Source organism: Streptomyces sp. NPDC058674 (genome assembly GCF_042716505.1).
In the GTDB taxonomy this organism is placed as follows: Bacteria; Actinomycetota; Actinomycetes; order Streptomycetales; family Streptomycetaceae; genus Streptomyces.
Genome location: NZ_JBHXSC010000005.1, coordinates 37,425 through 56,816 on the forward strand (window position 1 = coordinate 37,425; position 19,392 = coordinate 56,816).

Here is a 19,392-nt window from a genome sequence, read left to right on the forward strand (position 1 = left end):
GCGCCCCCCGCTCCCGAGGCTTCCAGGCTAGCCCCGGGGGCACCGCGGGCGGGAGGTGTCGCCGCGTCGCGGATTATCCTGGCGGGAAACACCCCCATCACGGCACGGAGCCCGACTTGTACTTCACCGATCGCGGCATCGAGGAGCTGGAGAAGCGGCGCGGCGAGGAGGAGGTCACCTTCGAGTGGCTCGCCGAGCAGCTGCGCACCTTCGTCGACCTGAACCCGGACTTCGAGGTCCCGGTGGAACGCCTGGCCACCTGGCTGGCCCGCCTGGACGACGAGGACGACGGGGACGAGTGAGCGGACGCACGGGAACGGCCCGGCTGCACGGAGCAGTCGGGCCGTTCTCGTGGTCGCGCCGCCCGGCGGGCCGGGCGGGCGGGAGGCCGGGTCGCCGGATCAGGCGGCCTTGGTCTCCCAGAAGATGCGGTCGATCTCGGCGATGAGGTCGAGGGCCTTCTGGCCGGTCGCCGGGTCGTTCGACGCCTTGGCGGCCGAGAGGGCCTTCAGGGTGTCGTTGACCAGGGTGTGCAGCTGCGGGTACTTCTCGAAGTGCGGCGGCTTGAAGTAGTCGCTCCACAGCACCGAGACGTGGTGCTTGGCGAGCTCGGCGCGCTGCTCCTTGATGGTGATGGCGCGCGCGCGGAAGTCGGCGTCGTCGTTGGCCTGGTACTTCTCCTGCACGGCCTTGACGGACTCGGCCTCGATGCGGGCCTGGGCAGGGTCGTACACGCCGCACGGCAGATCGCAGTGGGCGGAGACCTTCGCCTTGGGGGCGAAGAGGCGGGAAAGCATGGAGTGTGTCCTCCTCGTGATCGTCTTCTCAAGGGGGAGGTTACTCGCTGGGGGCGCCCGTTTCTCGGTCACCCCCGTGGGCTTGGGACAAAAGTCCAGGGCGGCGGCGGGACCGGTGAGCGAATGTACGGGGACGTACGGCAGCATGCGGGGGTGACGAGGAGGCCGTTCATGGTGGAGTTCCGGAGCCCGCTGAAGCGGTTCGGGGTGCTGGAGGTGACGGGTCCGTCGATGTCGCCGACCCTGTCCGACGGCGACGGGATCGTGGTCCGCTACGGGGCGCCCGTCCGCCCCGGTCACGTGGTGGTGCTGCGCCACCCGTTCCAGCAGGACCTGCTCGTCGTGAAGCGGGCGGTGGAGCGCCGGCCGGGGGGCGCCTGGTGGGTCCTGGGCGACAACCCGTACAACGAGACCGGCGACAGCACCGACTACGGTCCGGTGCCGGGCGAGCTCGTGCTGGCGACGGCGTTCCTGCGGCTGCGCCCCCGCGAGGGGGGTCAGTGCTCGCTGAGGGCGCGGCTGTCCTGGGCGGTGTCGGCGGTGCGGCCGCTGTGGGCGGACGCCTCGGCCTCGAGCCGCTTGCGGGCCCGGTAGGCGGCCACGTTGGCCCGGGTGGCGCACCGGTCGGAGCAGTAGCGCCGGGAGCGGTTGGTGGAGGTGTCCAGGTAGGCGTTGCGGCAGGGCGGCGCCTGGCAGAGGCCGAGGCGGTCGGGGCCGTGCTCGGTGACGTGGAAGGCAAGGCCCATGGCGGCCATGGCGGCGTAGCCCGCTGAGGCGTTCGACGGGTGTTCGGCGAGATGGAGGTGCCAGTCGGGTGCGCCGTCCTCGCCGAGGGTCTCGTGGCCGGAGACCTGGGGGCTGACGGGGAACTCCATGAGGAGGGAGTTCAGCAGGTCGACCGCGAGCACGTGGTCGCCGCCGTCCGCGGCCTCGAAGACGGAGCGCAGCCGGCCGCGGACGTTGCGGAAGCGGGTGACGTCCGTGTCCGTGACGCGGCGTGCCATCTGCACGCTGGCGCCGAACAGGGCGCGGACCGCGTCCACCGAGGTGAGCGAGTCCTTGTTGCGGGCCGGCTCCTCGGTGTTGACCAGGCGCACGGCGTAGTCCGAGTAATGGGCCATTTCCACTTGTAGTCCTTACGGCTGCGGATTATGGTCTCGGTAACGACTGAGACTGATACGAGGGTATTACGTACGGAGGGGTTCGTGATGGCGGGGACGACGGGGACCACCGGGTCCGACTGGCAGGCCTGGCAGGACAGCTGGGACCGGCAGCAGGAGTGGTACATGCCGGACCGCGAGGAGCGGTTCCGGGTGATGCTGGACATGGTCGAGGCACTCGTGGGGCCGGCTCCCCGGGTGCTGGACCTGGCGTGCGGTACGGGAAGTATCACGGACCGGCTCCTCAAGCGGTTCCCGGATGCCACCAGTACGGGCGTCGATCTCGATCCGGCCCTGCTCACGATCGCCCGGGGCCACTTCGCGGGCGACGCCCGGGTCGCCTTCGTCACCGCCGACCTCAAGGACCCGCGGTGGCGCGCGGCCCTGCCGTACGACGGGTACGACGCGATCCTGACGGCCACGGCCCTGCACTGGCTGCCGAGCGGGGACCTCGGCGTCCTGTACGGGCAGCTGGCACCCCTGGTGCGCCCCGGCGGGGTGTTCATGAACGCCGACCACATGCCCGATCCGGCGACCCCGCGCATCGACGCGGCCGAGCACGCCCACCGGCACGCCGGGATGGACCGGGCGAAGGCGTCCGGGGTGCCCGACTGGCGCGAGTGGTGGGCGCTCGCGGCAGCGGACCCGGCGCTGGCCGGGCCGGTGAAGGAGCGCTTCGCGATCTACGGGGAGCACGCCGACGGCGACACCCCCAGCGAGGCCTGGCACGTCCGCACCCTGCTGGAGGCCGGCTTCGCGGAGGCCCGTACGGTCTGGCGCTCGCCGTCGGACGGGCTGGTCCTGGCCCTGAGGTGAGCGGCCCCGGCCGGACACGGGTGAGGGGTGGTACGGATTCTCCGTACCACCCCTCACCCGTGCGCGGGCGCCGCCGAGGCCGGGACGGCCTGCTAGAGCACCTTGGACAGGAACGCCTTGGTGCGGTCGTGCTGGGGGTTGCCCAGCACGTCGCGCGGGTTGCCGGACTCGACGACCACGCCGCCGTCCATGAAGACGAGGTTGTCGCCGACCTCGCGGGCGAAGCCCATCTCGTGCGTGACCACGATCATGGTCATGCCGTCCTCGGCCAGGCCCCGCATGACGTCCAGGACGTCGCCCACCAGCTCGGGGTCGAGCGCCGAGGTGGGCTCGTCGAAGAGCATCAGCTTCGGCTCCATGGCGAGCGCGCGGGCGATCGCCACGCGCTGCTGCTGGCCGCCGGAGAGCTGGGTGGGGTAGTTCCCGCCCTTGTCGCCGAGGCCCACGCGGTCCAGGAGGCGCACGGCGCGCTCGCGCGCCACCGCCTTGGACTCGCCCTTGACCATGACGGGCGCTTCCATGACGTTCTCGATGGCCGTCATGTGCGGGAAGAGGTTGAAGCGCTGGAAGACCATGCCGATGTCCCGGCGCTGGGCCGCGACCTCGCTGTCCTTCAGCTCGTAGAGCTTGTCGCCCTTCTGCTTGTAGCCCACCAGGTGGCCGTCGACCGAGAGCCGGCCGGCGTTGATGCGTTCCAGGTGGTTGATGCAGCGCAGGAAGGTCGACTTGCCGGAGCCGGACGGGCCGACCAGGCAGAAGACCTCGCGGGGGGCGACTTCGAGGTCGATGCCCCGCAGGATGTGGGCGGCGCCGTACGACTTGTGGACGCCTTCTGCCTTGACCATAGGCTGGGCGGTCACTTCGCCACCTCCGTACGGCGGAACATGTTCAGGTTGGCCTTCAGCCGCTGGAACGGCGTGGGCGGCAGGCTGCGGAGCGAGCCGCGTGCGTAGCGGCGCTCCAGGTAGTACTGCCCGACGCTGAACACGCTGGTCAGGGCCAGGTACCAGATGGACGCGACGAAGTACATCTCGATCACCGCGCCGGCCGTGGAGCCGATGTTGGAGCTGGCCCGCAGGAGCTCGGTGTACTGCACCGCCGAGACCAGGGACGAGGTCTTCAGCATGTTGATGAACTCGTTGCCGGTCGGCGGGATGATCACCCGCATCGCCTGCGGCAGCACCACGCGGCGCATGGTCTGCGTGCGGGTCATGCCGAGGGCGTGCGAGGCCTCGCTCTGGCCCTCGTCGACGGACTGGATGCCGGCCCGGACGATCTCCGCCATGTAGGCGCCCTCGTTCAGGCCGAGGCCCAGGAGGGCGACCATGAACGGCGTCATGACGTCGACGGTCTCGTTCTTGTAGATCGGACCCAGGTTGATGTACTGGAAGATCAGCGGGAGGCTGAACCACACCAGCAGCTGCACGTAGACCGGGGTGCCGCGGAAGAACCAGATGTACAGCCAGGACACGAAGCTCGTGACCGGGTTGTTCGAGAGCCGCATCACGGCGAAGAGGATGCCGAGCACGAGGCCCAGCGCCATCGACGTGACGCTGATGATGATGGTGTTGCCGAGGCCGGCGATCACCGAGGGGTCGAACAGCTTGTCGCCGACCGTCCCCCAGATGACCTTGCCCTGCGAGAAGGCGTAGATCAGCCACGCGAGCAGCACGGCCACGACCACGGCGCTGATCCAGCGGCCGTAGTGCCGTACGGGGATTGCCTTGATGGCCTCGTAGGGGATGCCCGAGGCACCGGGTCCGGCCGGCGGAGTCGCGGCCGGACCCTTGTCGATCTTGTCAGTCACAATGACTGCCCTTCAGTGGAGCGCTCGGATCACTTGCCTGCGTTGACCGTGGCGGACTGCACGGCGCTGTCCTTCACGTTCCACTTCTCCAGGACCTTGGCGTAGGAGCCGTCCTTGATGATGGCGTCGAGGGCTTCCTTGAGGGCGTCGCGGAGCTGGGTGTTCTCCTTGGAGACCGCGATGCCGAAGAGGCCGACGTCGCTCTGCTGGCCGCCGACCTCGAAGTCGTTGCCGCCGCCCGAGGTCTTCGCGATGTACGCGGCGACCGGGAAGTCGTTCAGGTCGGCCACGGCGCCGCCGGCCTTGACGCGGGTCTGGGCCTCGGCGTCGGTGTCGAACGCCTCGATGGTGAGCTTCTTGTCACCGCACTTCTCGGCCTGCGCCTTGAAGGTGTCCTCGTAGATCGTGCCGCGCTGCACGGCGACGGTCTTGCCGCACAGGTCGTCGAGGGACTTGATGTTGTCCGGGTTGCCCTTCTTGACGATGAGCGAGACGCCGGAGGAGAAGTAGTCGACGAAGTCGACGCCCTTGCCGATCTTCTCGCCCTTGTCGTCGAGGCCTTCCTGACGCTTCTTGTTGTCGGTGATCGACGACATCGCGGCGTCCTGGCGGCCGGTCTCCAGCGAGGTGATCAGACCGTCGAAGGTGCCGGAGGTGAACTGGAACTTCACGCCGAGCTGCTTGGCCATGGCGTCCGCGATGTCGGGGTCGACACCGACGATCTTGCCGCCCTCGGTGAACTCCATCGGGGCGTACGCGGCGTCCGTGCCGACCTTGATGACCCCGGCGTCCTGGATCTTCTTGGGCAGCTTGGAGAACAGGGGCGCGTCGCTGGTCTTGCCCTTGGTCTCGGAGCCGCCGTCGGTCTGGTCACCACAGCCGGTGAGGATCAGGGCGCCGGCGACCGCGATGGCGCCGACCGCCGCGATCCGGGACCGGGCGGCGGTCGTACGACGAGTGGTGCTAGCGGTCATGAGCTGGTTCCTCCGGCAGGTGGAAAAGCATCGAAAACGGTCGGGCACGCACCATCGAGTGTCGCGACCTTGTGTGATTACGGCATCTTGCCATTCGGACTGGCGCATTCAGGCTGCCCATCAGGTCAAAATCGCATAACGGGCGACCCCCGGGACCGGACAGGAGTGCGGGCAGGACCCTCCGACGCCGCACGATGCACCGCCGGATCCCCCGAACGGCGGCATATTTGCGGTCACTCCCGTCCACCGGACGCAGGCTCTTGGACTTTTCGCCAAAACCGTGACAAGGGGCTTATGGTCGAGCAGGAATCGACTCGTCTGGGCGAGCGTTCTTCCGGTAGAACAGATCCTTACACCCCTCATCCGGGGCTCAGGGCGCGCGTGCGGCGCGCCCGCGCGTACGAACCTCCCCTCCGCGGAGACGGGCCAACCGTCGATGCGGAGTACGGACGCGGTGCCCGCCCACCCCTTAACCAGGAGTGGCCACCCTCAACGATTCAAAGGACTTAAGGGGTCACACACAGTGGCAGCGGAGATCGTCAACCCTCGCAGTGACAGCGTCACGGACAACAACCCCGACGCGGTGTTCGCACTGCACCGGGGCGGCAAGATGGCCATCCAGGCCACGGTGCCGGTCAACGACAAGGACGACCTGTCCCTGGCGTACACCCCCGGCGTGGCGAAGGTGTGCAGCGCCATCGCCGAGCAGCCGGACCTGGTCAACGAGTACACCTGGAAGTCCAACGTCGTCGCCGTCGTCACCGACGGCACGGCCGTGCTCGGGCTCGGCGACATCGGCCCCGAGGCCTCCCTCCCCGTGATGGAGGGCAAGGCCATTCTGTTCAAGCAGTTCGGTGGAGTGGACGCGGTTCCGATCGCGCTCGCCACCAAGGACACGGACGAGATCATCGAGACGGTCATCCGTCTCGCCCCGTCCTTCGGCGGGGTGAACCTGGAGGACATCTCCGCCCCCCGCTGCTTCGAGATCGAGCGGCGGCTCCAGGAAGCCCTGGACATCCCGATCTTCCACGACGACCAGCACGGCACGGCCATCGTCTCGCTGGCCGCGCTGCGCAACGCCGCGAAGCTCACCGGTCGCACCCTCGGCGACCTGCGTGCGGTGATCTCGGGCGCGGGCGCGGCCGGCATCGCCATCGCCAAGATCCTCGTGGACGCGGGGATCGGCGACGTCTGCGTCACCGACCGCAAGGGCGTCGTGTCCGCGGACCGCTCCGACCTGACGGACGTCAAGGCGGAGATCGCGGGCCTGACCAACAAGACGGGGCAGACCGGCTCCCTGGAGGACGCCCTCGCGGGCGCGGACGTCTTCATCGGCGTCTCCGGCGGCACGGTCGCCGAGTCCGCGGTGGCGGCGATGGCGAAGGACTGCTTCGTCTTCGCCATGGCCAACCCGAACCCGGAGGTGCACCCCGACGTCGCGCACAAGTACGCGGCCGTCGTGGCGACCGGACGTTCGGACTTCCCGAACCAGATCAACAACGTGCTGGCGTTCCCGGGCATCTTCGCGGGCGCCCTCAAGGTCCGTGCCACACGGATCACCGAGGGCATGAAGATCGCCGCCGCCGACGCCATCGCCGGCGTCGTGGGCGACGAGCTCGCGGCCGACTACGTCATCCCCTCCCCGTTCGACGCGCGCGTCGCCGAGGCCGTCTCGGCCGCGGTCGCCGCCGCGGCGAAGGCGGACGGTGTGGCCCGCCTGGCCTGACCGCCGCGCGGAGCAGTACGCGAAGAGGCCCGGCCGGAGCGATCCGGCCGGGCCTCTTCGCGTCCCGCCGTGCGGCGAAGACCTCACGCACCAGGTGCCGCAGGGGCTGGAACACGGGGCTACCGAGCGGTAGCGTCGCGGCATGTTCGCTGCCTACGCCGCCAGAATCGACCGAGACCAGCCGCTGAACGGCCTCGTGCTGGGCGACCGCCCGGCCCCCGAGACCCGTCCCGGATGGGTCACCGTGAATGTCAGGGCCGCCTCCCTCAACCACCACGACCTGTGGTCGCTGCGCGGGGTCGGCCTCGCCGAGGACCGGCTGCCGATGATCCTGGGCTGTGACGCCGCGGGAACCGACCAGGACGGCAACGAGGTCGTCCTGCACTCCGTCATCGGCCAGAGCGGCCACGGGGTCGGCCCCGACGAGCCGCGCTCGATCCTGACCGAGCGCTACCAGGGGACCTTCGCCGAGCAGGTGACCGTCCCCGCCTGGAACGTGCTGCGCAAGCCCCCCGAGCTGTCGTTCGAGGAGGCCGCGTGCCTGCCGACCGCGTGGCTGACGGCGTACCGGATGCTGTTCACCAACGCCGGGGTCCGCCCCGGCGACTCCGTGCTGGTGCAGGGCGCCGGCGGCGGGGTGGCCACCGCCGCGATCGCCCTCGGCAAGGCGGCCGGCCTGCGGGTCTTCGCGACCAGCCGGGACGAGGGCAAGCGCAAGCGGGCGGTGGAGCTGGGCGCCCTGGAGGCGTACGAGCCGGGCGCGCGGCTGCCGCAGCGGGTGGACGCGGTGATCGAGACGGTGGGCGCGGCCACCTGGTCCCACTCGGTGAAGTCCCTGCGCCCGGGCGGCACCCTGGTGATCTCGGGCGCCACGAGCGGCGACCGGCCCGCCCACGCCGAACTGACCCGGATCTTCTTCCTGGAGCTCAAGGTGGTGGGCTCGACCATGGGCTCCAAGGACGAGCTGGAGGACCTGCTGGCGTTCTGCGCCACGACGGGCCTGCGACCGGTCATCGACGAGGTCCTGCCGCTGGACCGGGCCCGGGAGGGCTTCGAGAAGCTCCAGTCGGGCGACCTGTTCGGCAAGGTCGTACTCACCCCCTGAGACCGGCCCCGACGTCAATCAGGGTTGACACCCCCTCCCTTGTCAACCTACATTGACATGCATGACGGAAGCTACCGATCTCGCCGAACGGGCCGGTGACCGGGACCCGCGCGTGGGCCTGCGTGCCGTGGCCGCCCTCCGCAGGCTGCTGGAGCAGCTGGAGGCCGTACAGGTGCGCAGCGCCCGCGCGCAGGGGTGGTCCTGGCAGGAGATCGCGGCCGAGCTCGGCGTCAGCCGGCAGGCCGTGCACAAGAAACACGGGAGGGTCTGATGTTCGAACGCTTCACCCGGGACGCCCGCTCCACCGTGACGGGCGCGGTGACCGAGGCCCGTCGGGCCGGGGCGGCCGCCGTCGCCGAGGAGCACCTGCTCCTGGCCCTGCTGGAACTGGGGGCCCTGGACCCGCTGGGCGTGGACCGCGCCGCCGTCGCGGCGGACCTGGCGGCGGCCCGCCGCCGGGGCGGCATGTCCAGGGCGGACGAGGAGGCACTGGCCGGGCTCGGCATCGACCTCACCGAGATCGTCTCCCGCGTCGAGGAGGCCCACGGCGAAGGCGCCCTCGCGGCTCCGGCCGCGCGGCGGCGCACCTTCGGCGGCACGCTGCGCTCGGCCTTGGGCCGCACGGTGCCCGGAGACCCGGCCCACAGCGGCCACGTCCCCTTCACCGAGGGCGCCAAGAAGGTCCTGGAGCAGTCCCTGAGGGTCGCCGTGGGCCGCCACGACCGGCACATCGGCACGCTGCACCTCCTGCTGGCGCTGCTCTCCCGGCCGGGCACCGTCTCGGAGGTCCTGGCGGACCACGGAGTCAGCTACGGCTCGGCGGAAGCGACCCTGGCGGCCTGACCACCCCCCGCCAACCCGCCCCCGGCAGTCGGGCCCCGGCGGGGCCTGCGCAGGGCCCCGGCGGGGCCCGACTGCCCTGTCCGGGCGTGGGCAGGGCCCCCGTGGGGGGGGGGGGGGGGAGGGAGGCCGCGCGGGTCACGCCACGGCGCGCGCGGGGCCTCGCTGTGGCGTGCTCGGATGTTCCGCCAGGGGCCGCGCAAAGTCCCGCAGGCTCGCACAAGGCCCCGGCGGGGCTCCCACGAGGCCCCGGCGGGCGGTCGTGCCCCGTCAGGGCGTGCGCAGGGCTCCCGTGAGGCGGGAGGCCGCCGCGGCCAGGTGGGTGCGCGCCTCGGCCAGCTGGGCCGGGCTGACCCCGTGGTCGCGGGCCGCGTCGCGGACGTCGTCGCGGAAGCGGTCCAGCAGCCGGTCGAGGTCCCGTGCCGGGTCACCGGTGTTCGCCAGGTCCTCCGCCCAGTCGGCGTCCGCCGCCGCGGGCGCCGTGGCACCGGCCGACCCCTCCGGGGCCCGGCCGCCCGGACCGGCCGGCGAGCCGCCGAGCCAGGCTCCGGCCAGACTGCCCAGCACCCCGCCCGACTTGGCGAACTGCTCCTGCAACTGGCCCGCGATCCGCTGGACCTCCTCGCGGGCCCGCTCCTGGGCCTCCTTCGCCTGCCGGCGGGCCTGCTGGGCCTCCTCGCGGGCCCGGCGGCTCTCGTCCTTGGCCCGCCGCGCCTGCTCCTTCCACTCCTGACGCGCCTTGCGCAGCTCCTCCTTGGCCGCCTGCCAGGACTCGTCCTGGACCGGCGTCGCCGCCGCGGAGGCCGCCGCCCGCATCTCGCGCCGCAGGTCGCCCGCGGCGCCCCGGACGTCGTCGCGGATCTCGGCGGCCAGCTCGGTGACCGAGTCGCGGATCTCCAGCTCCAGGTCGGCCAGCTCGCCGCCCCGGTCGGCCAGTTCGGCGCGGCCCGCCTCGGTGATGGAGTACACCTTGCGCCCGCCCTCGGTGGCGTGCGTGACCAGGCCCTCGGCCTCCAGCTTGGCCAGCCGCGGGTACACGGTGCCCGCGGAGGGCGCGTACAGCCCCTGGAAGCGCTCCTCCAGCAGCCGGATCACCTCGTACCCGTGGCGCGGGGCCTCGTCCAGCAGCTTGAGCAGGTACAGGCGGAGGCGGCCGTGGGCGAAGACGGGCGGCATGTCAGAGCACCTTCTTGTCGAGCGTGAGGGGAGCGTCGGCCTCCGACTGCGGTCGGCGCAGCAGCGCGATCGCACCGGAGACGGTGGTGGCCCGCAGGGTGCCGGTGCCCGCGCCGAGCGTGCCGGTGATCCGCTTGGCGCCCAGGTTGCCGGAGACCCGCAGGTCCTCGAAGGCGTTGGAGACGCCCCCGGTGGCGGTGTTGGCCTCCACGCGGGCGTCGGCGGGGTGCGGGAGGCGGATGGCGACCTGGCCCGACACGGAGCTCAGGGCTATGTCCACGGGGCGCGGCGCGGCCGGGTCGAGGTCCAGGTCGATGAGCATGTCCCCGCTGACCGAGTCGGCCCGTACGCTCACACCCGCCCCGTCGACCACCGTCAGGCCGCCGGACACCGAGTGGAAGCCGAGGTCGCCGGTGACGGACTGGGCCTCGACGCTGCCGGAGACCGTGTGCGCCTTGACCCGGCCGGACAGCCCGACCAGCGTGGCGTCGCCCGACACCCCGTTGACGTCGGTGCCGCCGGAGATGCCGGAGACGAAGGCGGTGGCGTCGACCGCGGCGAGCCGGACGCGCGTGCCCGCGGGGACGGTGAGGGTGACGGCGGCGCTGCGCTCCCAGGCCTTGCGGCCGTCGGAGGAGCCGGACCACGCCTTCCACGGCTTGGTCTCGAACCACTCCTTCAACCCCTGCGCACCGTTCCAGGGCAGGTCCTCGTAGGAGACGGTGAGGACGCCGCCCTCCTGGACCACGTACAGGGGCGGGCCGTCGACCGCCGACGCCTCCAGGCGGGCCGGGCCCTCCTCGGCGGCGACGACGTTGACCGTGCCGCTCACGAGGCGGACCCGGAGCTCGGTGACCGGCTGCTCGAAGGTGAGCTTCTGCGGTTCGGCGATGCGCCACGCCGACTGCGACGCCTGCTCTGCCATGTGCTGATCCTCCTCGTGCGTTCACGGACACGGGTCTCGACGCACGCAACATATCGCGTCTTCTGGACAACACGATATATCGCGGTTGGGGGAAGTCAAGCGTGCGGCCGGAATCCCCGAGGTGCGGTCAGGTGTGGCGGCGCGTGGACACGCCGAGCCCCCCGACCAGCGCCGGCCGGCCCCTGCTCAGGCGCGGGACGACGGGGAGAGGCCCAGGGGGCGCGAGGTGCTCCGGGGCCGGGGGCGGTGGCCGCGCCCGGCGCCGACCGGCCGGCGCTGAGCCCGCACCGGACTCGCCCCGTCGAGCCCGCCGCTTCGGCCGGCCCACGGCGTACGACCGGCACCCGGCCGCCGGCCGACCCGACGGCCCGGGCGCCGGGCTGGCGCGGGGCGCCGTGCGGGCGCGGACGCCGTGCGGGCGCCGGGGGCCGGGCGGGCGCAGGCGCCGTACGGGCCGGCGCGGGGGGCGCGCCTCGGCCTCGCCCCGTCGGTGGGCAGCCCCGGGGGCCGTGCGGGACGCCGAGGCCGTGCGGGCGCCGGAGGATCGGGCGCCGGGGGGCGTACCTCGGCCTTGCCCCGTCAGCCGGCAGCCCCGGGGGCCGTGCGGGCGCCGGGGGGTGCCGGCGCCGGGGGGCGGCTCGGCCCGGGCATCGTCCTGGGCCGGCGGAGGGGGAGCGGCCGACCCGGCCCTCGATGCCCCCGCCCGTCCCTTCGGCCTGACGCCCCGCTCCCCCCGCCGACCGGCCCTGCCCGGGACCCTCCCCCAGCGGACCGCGGACCCCGGGCCCCCGGACCGGCGCGGCTACGGGAGGCGGCCCGGGGCCCGCCCGGCGACCGCTCCTCGGCCTACGCCCGCGCCCGGACCCGCCACACCCGGCCCGAGCGGCCCCCGAACCCGCGCCGAGCGGTACCGCCGGGCCCGTGCGGGAGGGGCCTACGCCGCCTCCAGCAGCGGGCTCGCGTGGTGCCGCAGCCACGCCCGGTACGGCGGCGTCCGCATCGCCGCCTCCCGGTAGGCCGCCCGGAGGTCCTCGTAGACCTCCGCGTGCGCCCCGGGCGGGGTCGCCAGCAGCAGCCGTACCGCGAGGGGGTCCCCCGACAGCGGCCGGATCGCCATGTCCTCCCGCGGCCCGGAGGTCGGCTGGCACGGGGCCACCGCCTCCCCGGACACGATCAGCGAGGTCGCCGTGTGGTAGTCGGCGTGCAGCACCGGCGGATCGAGCCCCGCCCCGGCGAAGACCCGGCGCAGCCCGTCCCACTCCCCGTCGACCGAGGGGTCCACCGTCCAGCGGTCGGCGGCCAGGTCCCGTAAGGACACCACCGACTGCGAGGCGGCGGGGTGGTCCCGGGACATCGACACGAACTGCGGCTCCCGCTCCATCAGCACGTGCAGCTGCAGCCCCGGCGGCACCCGCAGCGGACTGCCCTCCACCTCGTGCACGAAGGCCACGTCCAACTGCCCGGCGGCCACCATCCGCAGCAGCGCGTTGGCGGAGACGTCCACCACCAGCGAGGTCTCAGTGTCCGGCAGCCGCCGGTGCAGCCTGCGCAGCCACCCCGGCAGCGCCCGGCTGGCCGTGGAGCCGATGCGCAGCCGCGGCCCGCGGGCCAACCCGCGTGCCTCGGCCACCAGTGCGGCCATCTCGGCCAGCAGCGGCCGTGCCCGTCCGAGCACGGTGCGCCCGAACGGCGTGGGCCGGCAGCCGGTCCGCTCGCGCAGGAACAGCTCGCCGTCCAGGGCGCGTTCGATGCGCCGCAACTGGGTCGTCAGGGAGGGCTGGCTCACGCCGAGCTGCCGGGCGGCCTTGTGCAGGCTGCCGGCGTCGGCGATGGCGCAGAGCGCGCGCAGGTGCCTGACCTCAAGCTCCATGCCCCGAGAGTAGGCCGGGCCGGGCCGAGCGCACCAGCATCCGATAGCCCCCCGAATCCCGCCATTCTCACGCCTGTTGGGCAACCGAAAACTTCCCGATAACCCGGCGCTATCGGGGAGTGACATCATCCGCCCGCACCGTCCGCTCCCCCAGACTCCGGTACCGAACGACCCACCCCCCACCGCACCGGACGAGTAGGAGCTCCCCCACATGCGCCACTCTCGCAAGGCCATGCTGACCGCCGGCATCGGCCTCGGCCTCGCCGCCGCCTTCGGCGGCGTTGTCCCCGCCGCCGCCGCGCCCGCCCCCGTCGGCGATTCCGCCAGTTTCGCCGCGTACGAGCGCTCCCAGGAGAACCAGGCCGCCACCAAGGCGTTCTTCGAGGCGGTGCAGCGCTCGGTCACCGAGCAGCGCGCCGCCAACCCGGGCGCCCTCGCCGTGACCGTCACCTACAACACCCGCAGCGCGCCCAGCTTCCGCAGCCAGATAGCCACGTCCACCCGGATCTGGAACAGCTCGGTGACGAACGTGAAGCTGCAGGAGGTGGCGTCCGGCGGGAACTTCTCGTACCGCGAGGGCAATGACTCCCGCGGCTCGTACGCGAGCACGGACGGGCACGGCCGGGGCTACATCTTCCTGGACTACCGGCAGAACCAGCAGTACAACTCCACCCGGGTGACGGCCCACGAGACCGGCCACGTGCTGGGTCTGCCGGACCACTACTCGGGTCCGTGCAGCGAGCTGATGTCGGGCGGCGGGCCCGGCACCTCGTGCCAGAACGCCACCCCCAACGCGGCCGAGCGCTCCCGCGTGAACCAGCTGTGGGCGAACGGCCTCGTGGCGTCGGGCCTCGACACGAAGGGTGCGCAGGGCGCGAAGGGCTAGCCCGTCCCGGCCCGGTCCGGCCGGTCCGCCACTGCGGCGGGCCCGCCGGGCCGGTCCTACGGCCCCGCGTGCGCCGTGCAGTCCGGGTTCCTGCAGGACCCCGGACCCCGGTGCGGCACGAAGACCCCGCGGGGCGACCGTTTCGCAGCGCTGCCGCTCGTGCTGTCCGCCGGCCGTGCCTGCACGGTAGGCCGGTTCCGTGCGTGCGGCCGGTCAGCGTGTGACGTCGTACGAGGTGATGACCTGACCGCCGCCCAGGACGGTGCAGCCGGTCAACTCCAGGGGGCGCACCCCGAAGCCCGCCCGGGACATCGGCATGCCGCTGCCCACGACGACCGGGTAGGTCTTGACGATGTACTCGTCGATCTCCTCGGCGAGCTGTCCCGCGAGGTCGGCGCCGCCGCACAGCCAGATGCCGAGCCCGTCCCGGGCCTTCAGCCCGCGGACCGCCGCGACGACGTCCCCGCTGATCAGCCTGACCGCCGGGTCGGGCGCGGCCGTGAGGGAGCGCGAGACGACGTACTGCTCGCGCAGGTGGCCGTAGGGGCTGGTCATGCCCGCCTTCAGCCCCGGCTCATAGGTGTTGCGGCCCATGACGACCGCGTCGAAGCGCCGGGGCGGGAGGTCCTCGATCCCCAGCTGGACACGGCCCTGGGAGGAGACCGTCTCCGGGTACTCGGCCGTCAGGTGGCCGATGAACTCCGCGTCGAGGAGGCCGTGGAGGAAGTCGGCGTCGCCGTCGGGGGCTCCGATGAAGCCGTCGACCGTGGTGGCGATGAAGTACGTGAGCTTGCGCAAGCGATTCTCTTCCGTCGGACAGCGCCACCGCACCGGGGCACGTCGACCAAAGTACTTCAAGTGAAGTAGTCAGCCAAGCCCTTATGCGGAAGCCCTGTTCCCGACACCCTTCTCCGACACCCTTCTCCGGCGCCCTCCTCCGGCACCCCTCTGCGGAAGCCGCTCCGCACCCCTTCGGTCACCCCGCGGTCACCCCCGCGGCTTGCGCCACATCGGCCACATCAGCGGTCCGTCCGGCAGCCGCACCGCCTCGCCCGTGAACTCCCAGCCGAGCCGCTCGTACAGGCCCTTGCTGCGCTCGCTGCTCGCCTCCAGGTACGCCGGCACGCCCTCCCGGTCGCACCGTTCCAGCACCGGCCGCATCAACTCGGCCCCCAGCCCCTCCCCCTGCCGGCCCGGGGCGACCGCGATCATCAGGAGGTACTCGTGCTCCTCCGACGTGGGGTGCACCTCGCCCGTGAGGCGGCCCACCAGTTCGCAGCGCTCGTTGTCGGGGTCCGCGACGGCCCGCATCTTCGCCGGGATCTCGTCCCCGCCCTCCGGCTCGCCCGCCGGCACCCGCAGCCACAGGGCGGCCGCCGAGCCGTCCACCGCGTAGTCGATCCGCCCCTCGGCGAGCGCCACGTCCACGAACACGCCCAGGAACTTCCCGTGCACCGCGGCCCGGTGCTCCGGATCCGGGAAGACCCAGCTGCTCACGGGGTCGTTCCGGAACGCCTCGTCGAGCAGCTGCGCCACCGCGTCACGGTCCGACTGATCAGCCTGACGTATCTCCAGCGCCACTGGTCCCACCCTTCACTCACGCGTCAACGGCCGTGAGCGATCCTAGAGTTGGCCCCCACATGCGGAAAGGCCTGTTCCGGCACCATCCGGTGCCGGAACAGGCCTCCCCCCGTCGTCGCGCCGTGCGGAGCGGCCCCGGCCCCGTACGAGGTCGCTGCGCGCAGGTCACTTCGTCCAGGTCACTTCGTACGGCGCGTCACGAACTCCGCCAGCGCCAGCAGTCCGCCGGCCGCCCCCAGGTCCGGAACGGCCCGGGACAGCTGCTGCACCGCCCGGCCCATCCGGTCGGCGGCATGGGCCTGCGCCCAGTCCCGCCCGCCGGCGCGGTCCACCGCTTCGGCCGCCCTGAGCACGTCGTCCCCGGTCATGGGGCCCGCGTACAGCGCGGCCAGCTCCTCCCCCGCGGTGGTGCCCGAGGTCAGGGCGGCCACCACCGGGAGGGACTTCTTGCGGGCGAGCAGGTCCGCCCCGGCCGGCTTGCCGGTGTGCCCCGGATCCCCCCAGATGCCGATCAGGTCGTCGATCAGCTGGAAGGCCAGCCCGGCCTCCCGGCCGAAGGCGTCCATGGCGTCGACCTCGTCCGGCCCGGCTCCGGCGTACAGCGCGCCCAGTGCGCACGCGCAGCCCAGCAGGGCTCCGGTCTTGGCTGTGGCCATGGTCAGGCATTCGTCGAGCGGGACGTGCGGCCGCTGCTCGAAGGCGCAGTCCGCCTGCTGGCCCGCGCACAGCTCGATGACACAGGCCGCGAGCCGGGCCGAGGCCGCCGCCGAGGCCGGGTGCGGGTCCTCGGCGAGCAGTCGCAGGGCGAGCGCCATCATGGCGTCGCCCGCGATGATCGCGTCCGGGGTCCCGAAGACGGTCCAGGCGGTGGCCCGGCCGCGCCTGCGGGCGTCCTTGTCGATGACGTCGTCGTGCAGCAGCGTGAAGTTGTGCGCCAGCTCCACGGCCGCCGCCGCCCGCACGGCATGGTCCACCCGTCCGTCCGGGCCCTGCAGGGCCCGGGCGGACGCCAGCACCAGGGCCGGACGGATGGCCTTGCCCGCGGTGCCCGCGGCAGGGCTTCCGTCCGCGTGCTCCCAGCCGAAGTGGTACATGGCCACGCGCCGCATCGGACCGGGGAGGGTCTCGATCGTCCGGCGCAGCTCCGGGTCGACCGCCTCTCTCGTCCGTTCCAGGAGGGCCGCCGCCTCTTGGCCCTCGCCGGTCGCGACGGCCTTCACCGCGCTCAGCGCCAGCGGCCGATCTCGACGTTCTCCAGTACGCCGAGTGCGTCCGGCACCAGCACCGCGGCGGAGAAGTACGCGGTGACCAGGTAGGAGATGATCGCCTGCTCGCTGATCCCCATGAAGCGGACCGACGTGCTCGGCTCGATCTCGTCGGGGATGCCCGGCTGGTGCAGGCCGATCACGCCCTGCTCGTCCTCGCCCGTGCGCATGCACAGGATGGACGTGGTGCGGGCGTCGCTGATCGGGATCTTGTTGCTGGGGAAGATCGGCACCCCGCGCCAGGCCGGGACGCGGTTGCCGCCGATGTCCACCGACTCCGGGTACAGGCCGCGCCGGTTGCACTCGCGGCCGAAGGCGGCGATGGCCTTGGGGTGCGCGAGGAAGAACTTGGAGCCGCGCCGCATGCTGAGCAGCTGGTCCATGTCGTCGGGGCTGGGCGCGCCGTCGTGGGGCTGGATGCGCTGGTCGTAGTCGGCGTTGTGGAGCAGGCCGAAGTCGCGGTTGTTGAGCATCTCGTGCTCCTGGCGCTCGCGCAGCGCCTCGACCGTGAGCCGCAACTGCTGCTCGGTCTGGTTCATCGGCTGGTTGTACAGGTCGGCGACGCGGGTGTGGACGCGCAGAACCGTTTGCGCGATGGAGAGTTCGTACTCGCGCGGGTGGGCGTCGTAGTCCACGAAGGTGCCGGGGAGGACGGCCTCGCCCTGATGGCCGGCCGAGAGGTCGATCGCGGCCTCACCGTACTTGTTGGTCCGCTGGGCGGGCTGCGTCCGCACCTCCTCGATGTGCGCGCGCAGCGAGTCGACGCGGTCGGCGAGCAGCTGGAAGTCCTGCCGGGACAGGACGAGCGCGGTGCCGGAGGTCGCGGCGCGGGCCGTGTACTCCCAGATGGCCTCCTGGTCGACCAGGGAGTCCTCGCCGAAGTAGGCGCCGTCGGCGACGGTCCGCAGGACGGCGTCCTCGCCGTAGGGGCCCGGGCCGACCTGGTCGATGCGGCCGTGGGCGAGCAGGAACACCTTGTCGGAGGGGCTGCCGAAGGAGGTGAGCTCCTGGCCGGCCTCGAAGTCGATCTGCTGGCACCGCTGGGCGAGCTCGCCGAGGGCGTCGAGGTCCTCGTACTCGCGCAGCAGCGGGAGCTCGCCGAGCTCCGCGGGGATGACCTGGACCTGGGTCCCGGTCTTGATGAACTCGACGCGCCCGTCACCGACCGAGTAGCTCAGCCGGCGGTTGACGCGGTACGTGCCGCCCTGCACCGAGACCCACGGGAGCATCTTCAGGAGCCACCGCGAGGTGATCTCCTGCATCTGCGGCGCGGATTTGGTCGTGGTTGCCAAGTTCCGCGCGGCCGATGTCCCAAGACTGCGCTGGGGTGCCTGGGTCTCGGATTCGGAACCTGCCTGGACCGACATGTATATCCCTTTCGATCACTCCATGGATCTGCGGGACGCAGCCTTTCAGTACGGACCGTGGTGGGACCATTACACAAAAGGGTGGGACTACTCCGTACGAGTGCCGGGCATCCTCTTGGGCCGACTCCCGCATCCTGCGACCCGGCAACCCCCCGGTTCCGGCCATCACCTGATCGCGGGGCCGCCTGCGCGCACTGCCGCCCTGCACAGCGACCGGAGCCCGGCCGGCCGCGCCCTGCGGGCCGGCCACCGGGCCCTCCGCCTCGCCCCCGCGTGACGCCCGGTGCGCCTGGTCCGATCCGGCCGTGTCCGGATCGGATCGCACGCCGTACGAACGCACTAGCCGCGGAGGATGCGCCTCCACTAAACCGGAGGGTGACGGATCGGCCACACAGGGTGCCCGACCGCGCACCGCACGAAGGAGGCGGCCATGGCCGCACCCATGTCCGCGGACCGATTCCTCACCTCCCTGCGCGCCGAGGGCCTGACCGTCGTCCAAGTCGGCGCCTGGCGCACCCACAACCGCAACCACAAGGGCCCCTGGGGCCCGGTGCACGGGGTGATGATCCACCACACCGTCACCCGCGGCACCGCACGGACCGTGGCGCTCTGCCGCGACGGCCGCCCCGACCTCCCCGGCCCGCTCTGCCACGGCGTGATCGCCAAGGACGGCCGGGTCCACCTGGTCGGCTACGGCCGCGCCAACCACGCGGGCTCCGGCGACTCCGACGTCCTGGCAGCGGTCATCGCGGAGAAGCGCCTCCCCCCGGACCACGAGGCGAACACAGACGGCAACCGCCACTTCTACGGCTTCGAGTGCGAGAACCTCGGCGACGGCGAGGATCCCTGGCCGGCGGCGCAGCTCGACGCCATCGCCCGCACCGCGGCGGCCGTCTGCCGCGCCCACGGCTGGACGGCCCGCTCGGTGATCGGCCACCTCGAATGGCAACCGGGCAAGGTCGACCCCAGAGGCTTCACGATGGCGTCCCTCCGCGACCGCGTCACGACCCGCCTGAAATGACCGCCCCGGGCCCACCGGAGGGGAGGGGCACACGGCGACCCCGCTCCCGCGGCCCCCGCGGGCCGCGGCCCGCACA

General features: G+C 72.4%; 21 protein-coding genes. 9 read left to right on the forward strand and 12 right to left on the reverse strand.

Annotated features, from left to right (window positions below; translation table 11 throughout):
* Nucleotides 1-116: 116 nt before the first annotated feature.
* Nucleotides 117-302 carry a DUF6104 family protein gene (locus tag ACFWU6_RS04220; RefSeq protein ID WP_383806782.1) on the forward strand — a complete coding sequence of 62 codons (186 nt, stop codon included), beginning with the start codon at nucleotides 117-119 and terminating at the stop codon, nucleotides 300-302.
* A 99-nt stretch (nucleotides 303-401) separates the two neighbouring features.
* Here ACFWU6_RS04220 and sodN read toward each other — a convergent pair whose 3' ends face one another.
* Nucleotides 402-797 (reverse strand): superoxide dismutase, Ni, encoded by a 396-nt coding sequence (gene sodN, locus ACFWU6_RS04225; protein ID WP_030036761.1) that lies wholly within the window; start codon nucleotides 795-797, stop codon nucleotides 402-404.
* Between the two features lie 171 nt (nucleotides 798-968).
* Between sodN and sodX the strand changes: the two genes are divergently transcribed.
* Nucleotides 969-1,391: a nickel-type superoxide dismutase maturation protease gene (gene sodX / locus ACFWU6_RS04230; protein ID WP_383806780.1), complete on the forward strand. Its 423-nt coding sequence runs from the start codon at nucleotides 969-971 to the stop codon at nucleotides 1,389-1,391.
* Here sodX and ACFWU6_RS04235 read toward each other — a convergent pair.
* Nucleotides 1,295-1,924 carry a CGNR zinc finger domain-containing protein gene (locus tag ACFWU6_RS04235; protein ID WP_383978339.1) on the reverse strand — a complete coding sequence of 210 codons (630 nt, stop codon included), beginning with the start codon at nucleotides 1,922-1,924 and terminating at the stop codon, nucleotides 1,295-1,297. The genes sodX and ACFWU6_RS04235 overlap by 97 nt on opposite strands.
* A gap of 81 nt (nucleotides 1,925-2,005) precedes the next feature.
* Here ACFWU6_RS04235 and ACFWU6_RS04240 point away from each other — a divergent pair, with 81 nt between their 5' ends.
* A complete protein-coding gene (locus tag ACFWU6_RS04240) occupies nucleotides 2,006-2,773 on the forward strand; it encodes a class I SAM-dependent methyltransferase (protein WP_383978342.1) in 768 nt (255 codons plus the stop codon).
* A 92-nt stretch (nucleotides 2,774-2,865) separates the two neighbouring features.
* Here ACFWU6_RS04240 and ACFWU6_RS04245 read toward each other — a convergent pair whose 3' ends face one another.
* The 3 genes from ACFWU6_RS04245 to ACFWU6_RS04255 are packed head-to-tail and all read right to left on the reverse strand — an operon-like array spanning nucleotide 2,866 to nucleotide 5,554.
* Nucleotides 2,866-3,618 carry an amino acid ABC transporter ATP-binding protein gene (locus ACFWU6_RS04245; RefSeq protein WP_362734364.1) on the reverse strand — a complete coding sequence of 251 codons (753 nt, stop codon included), beginning with the start codon at nucleotides 3,616-3,618 and terminating at the stop codon, nucleotides 2,866-2,868.
* Nucleotides 3,619-3,629: 11 nt separating this feature from the next.
* On the reverse strand, nucleotides 3,630-4,580 hold the full coding sequence (locus ACFWU6_RS04250; RefSeq protein WP_383806772.1) for an amino acid ABC transporter permease: 951 nt from the start codon (nucleotides 4,578-4,580) through the stop codon (nucleotides 3,630-3,632).
* A gap of 29 nt (nucleotides 4,581-4,609) precedes the next feature.
* Nucleotides 4,610-5,554, reverse strand: coding sequence for an ABC transporter substrate-binding protein (locus ACFWU6_RS04255; protein ID WP_383806769.1), 945 nt, complete (start codon nucleotides 5,552-5,554; stop codon nucleotides 4,610-4,612).
* A gap of 523 nt (nucleotides 5,555-6,077) precedes the next feature.
* Between ACFWU6_RS04255 and ACFWU6_RS04260 the strand changes: the two genes are divergently transcribed.
* The 4 genes from ACFWU6_RS04260 to ACFWU6_RS04275 all read left to right on the forward strand — a co-directional run bounded on the left by ACFWU6_RS04260 (nucleotide 6,078) and on the right by ACFWU6_RS04275 (nucleotide 9,228).
* Nucleotides 6,078-7,280, forward strand: coding sequence for an NADP-dependent malic enzyme (locus tag ACFWU6_RS04260; protein WP_383806766.1), 1,203 nt, complete (start codon nucleotides 6,078-6,080; stop codon nucleotides 7,278-7,280).
* 142 nt (nucleotides 7,281-7,422) lie between these two features.
* Nucleotides 7,423-8,385: a zinc-binding dehydrogenase gene (locus tag ACFWU6_RS04265; RefSeq protein WP_383806764.1), complete on the forward strand. Its 963-nt coding sequence runs from the start codon at nucleotides 7,423-7,425 to the stop codon at nucleotides 8,383-8,385.
* 61 nt (nucleotides 8,386-8,446) lie between these two features.
* Nucleotides 8,447-8,656, forward strand: coding sequence for a helix-turn-helix domain-containing protein (locus tag ACFWU6_RS04270; RefSeq protein ID WP_008741547.1), 210 nt, complete (start codon nucleotides 8,447-8,449; stop codon nucleotides 8,654-8,656).
* Complete coding sequence (locus ACFWU6_RS04275) at nucleotides 8,656-9,228, forward strand: Clp protease N-terminal domain-containing protein (protein WP_383806761.1); 573 nt, start codon at nucleotides 8,656-8,658, stop codon at nucleotides 9,226-9,228. Before ACFWU6_RS04270 ends, ACFWU6_RS04275 begins: the two co-directional genes overlap by 1 nt.
* A 267-nt stretch (nucleotides 9,229-9,495) precedes the next feature.
* On the opposite strand, the gene ACFWU6_RS04280 is transcribed toward ACFWU6_RS04275, so the two are convergent.
* From ACFWU6_RS04280 to ACFWU6_RS04290, 3 genes are all read right to left on the reverse strand, one after another.
* Nucleotides 9,496-10,401, reverse strand: a complete 906-nt coding sequence (locus tag ACFWU6_RS04280; RefSeq protein ID WP_383806757.1) for a helix-turn-helix transcriptional regulator — start codon at nucleotides 10,399-10,401, stop codon at nucleotides 9,496-9,498.
* A gap of 1 nt (nucleotide 10,402) precedes the next feature.
* Entirely contained in the window at nucleotides 10,403-11,326 is a 924-nt protein-coding gene (locus ACFWU6_RS04285) for a DUF4097 domain-containing protein (protein WP_383806755.1), read from the reverse strand.
* A 934-nt stretch (nucleotides 11,327-12,260) separates the two neighbouring features.
* On the reverse strand, nucleotides 12,261-13,196 hold the full coding sequence (locus ACFWU6_RS04290; protein WP_383808786.1) for a LysR family transcriptional regulator: 936 nt from the start codon (nucleotides 13,194-13,196) through the stop codon (nucleotides 12,261-12,263).
* A gap of 211 nt (nucleotides 13,197-13,407) precedes the next feature.
* On the opposite strand from ACFWU6_RS04290, the gene snpA reads away from it, so the two are divergent.
* Nucleotides 13,408-14,082 carry a snapalysin gene (gene snpA / locus ACFWU6_RS04295; protein WP_383978345.1) on the forward strand — a complete coding sequence of 225 codons (675 nt, stop codon included), beginning with the start codon at nucleotides 13,408-13,410 and terminating at the stop codon, nucleotides 14,080-14,082.
* Between the two features lie 213 nt (nucleotides 14,083-14,295).
* On the opposite strand, the gene ACFWU6_RS04300 is transcribed toward snpA, so the two are convergent.
* From ACFWU6_RS04300 to ACFWU6_RS04315, 4 genes are all read right to left on the reverse strand, one after another.
* The gene (locus ACFWU6_RS04300) at nucleotides 14,296-14,880 is read right to left on the reverse strand and encodes a dihydrofolate reductase family protein (protein WP_383808792.1); all 585 of its coding nucleotides are present in this window, start codon (nucleotides 14,878-14,880) and stop codon (nucleotides 14,296-14,298) included.
* 189 nt (nucleotides 14,881-15,069) lie between these two features.
* Nucleotides 15,070-15,663, reverse strand: a complete 594-nt coding sequence (locus ACFWU6_RS04305) for a GNAT family N-acetyltransferase (protein ID WP_383808795.1) — start codon at nucleotides 15,661-15,663, stop codon at nucleotides 15,070-15,072.
* A gap of 179 nt (nucleotides 15,664-15,842) precedes the next feature.
* Nucleotides 15,843-16,898 carry a family 2 encapsulin nanocompartment cargo protein polyprenyl transferase gene (locus ACFWU6_RS04310; protein ID WP_383808856.1) on the reverse strand — a complete coding sequence of 352 codons (1,056 nt, stop codon included), beginning with the start codon at nucleotides 16,896-16,898 and terminating at the stop codon, nucleotides 15,843-15,845.
* Complete coding sequence (locus ACFWU6_RS04315; RefSeq protein WP_383808798.1) at nucleotides 16,889-18,295, reverse strand: family 2B encapsulin nanocompartment shell protein; 1,407 nt, start codon at nucleotides 18,293-18,295, stop codon at nucleotides 16,889-16,891. The genes ACFWU6_RS04310 and ACFWU6_RS04315 overlap by 10 nt, the downstream gene beginning before the upstream one ends.
* Nucleotides 18,296-18,725: 430 nt before the next feature.
* On the opposite strand from ACFWU6_RS04315, the gene ACFWU6_RS04320 reads away from it, so the two are divergent.
* A complete protein-coding gene (locus ACFWU6_RS04320) occupies nucleotides 18,726-19,316 on the forward strand; it encodes an N-acetylmuramoyl-L-alanine amidase (RefSeq protein WP_383808801.1) in 591 nt (196 codons plus the stop codon).
* Nucleotides 19,317-19,392 lie beyond the last annotated feature (76 nt).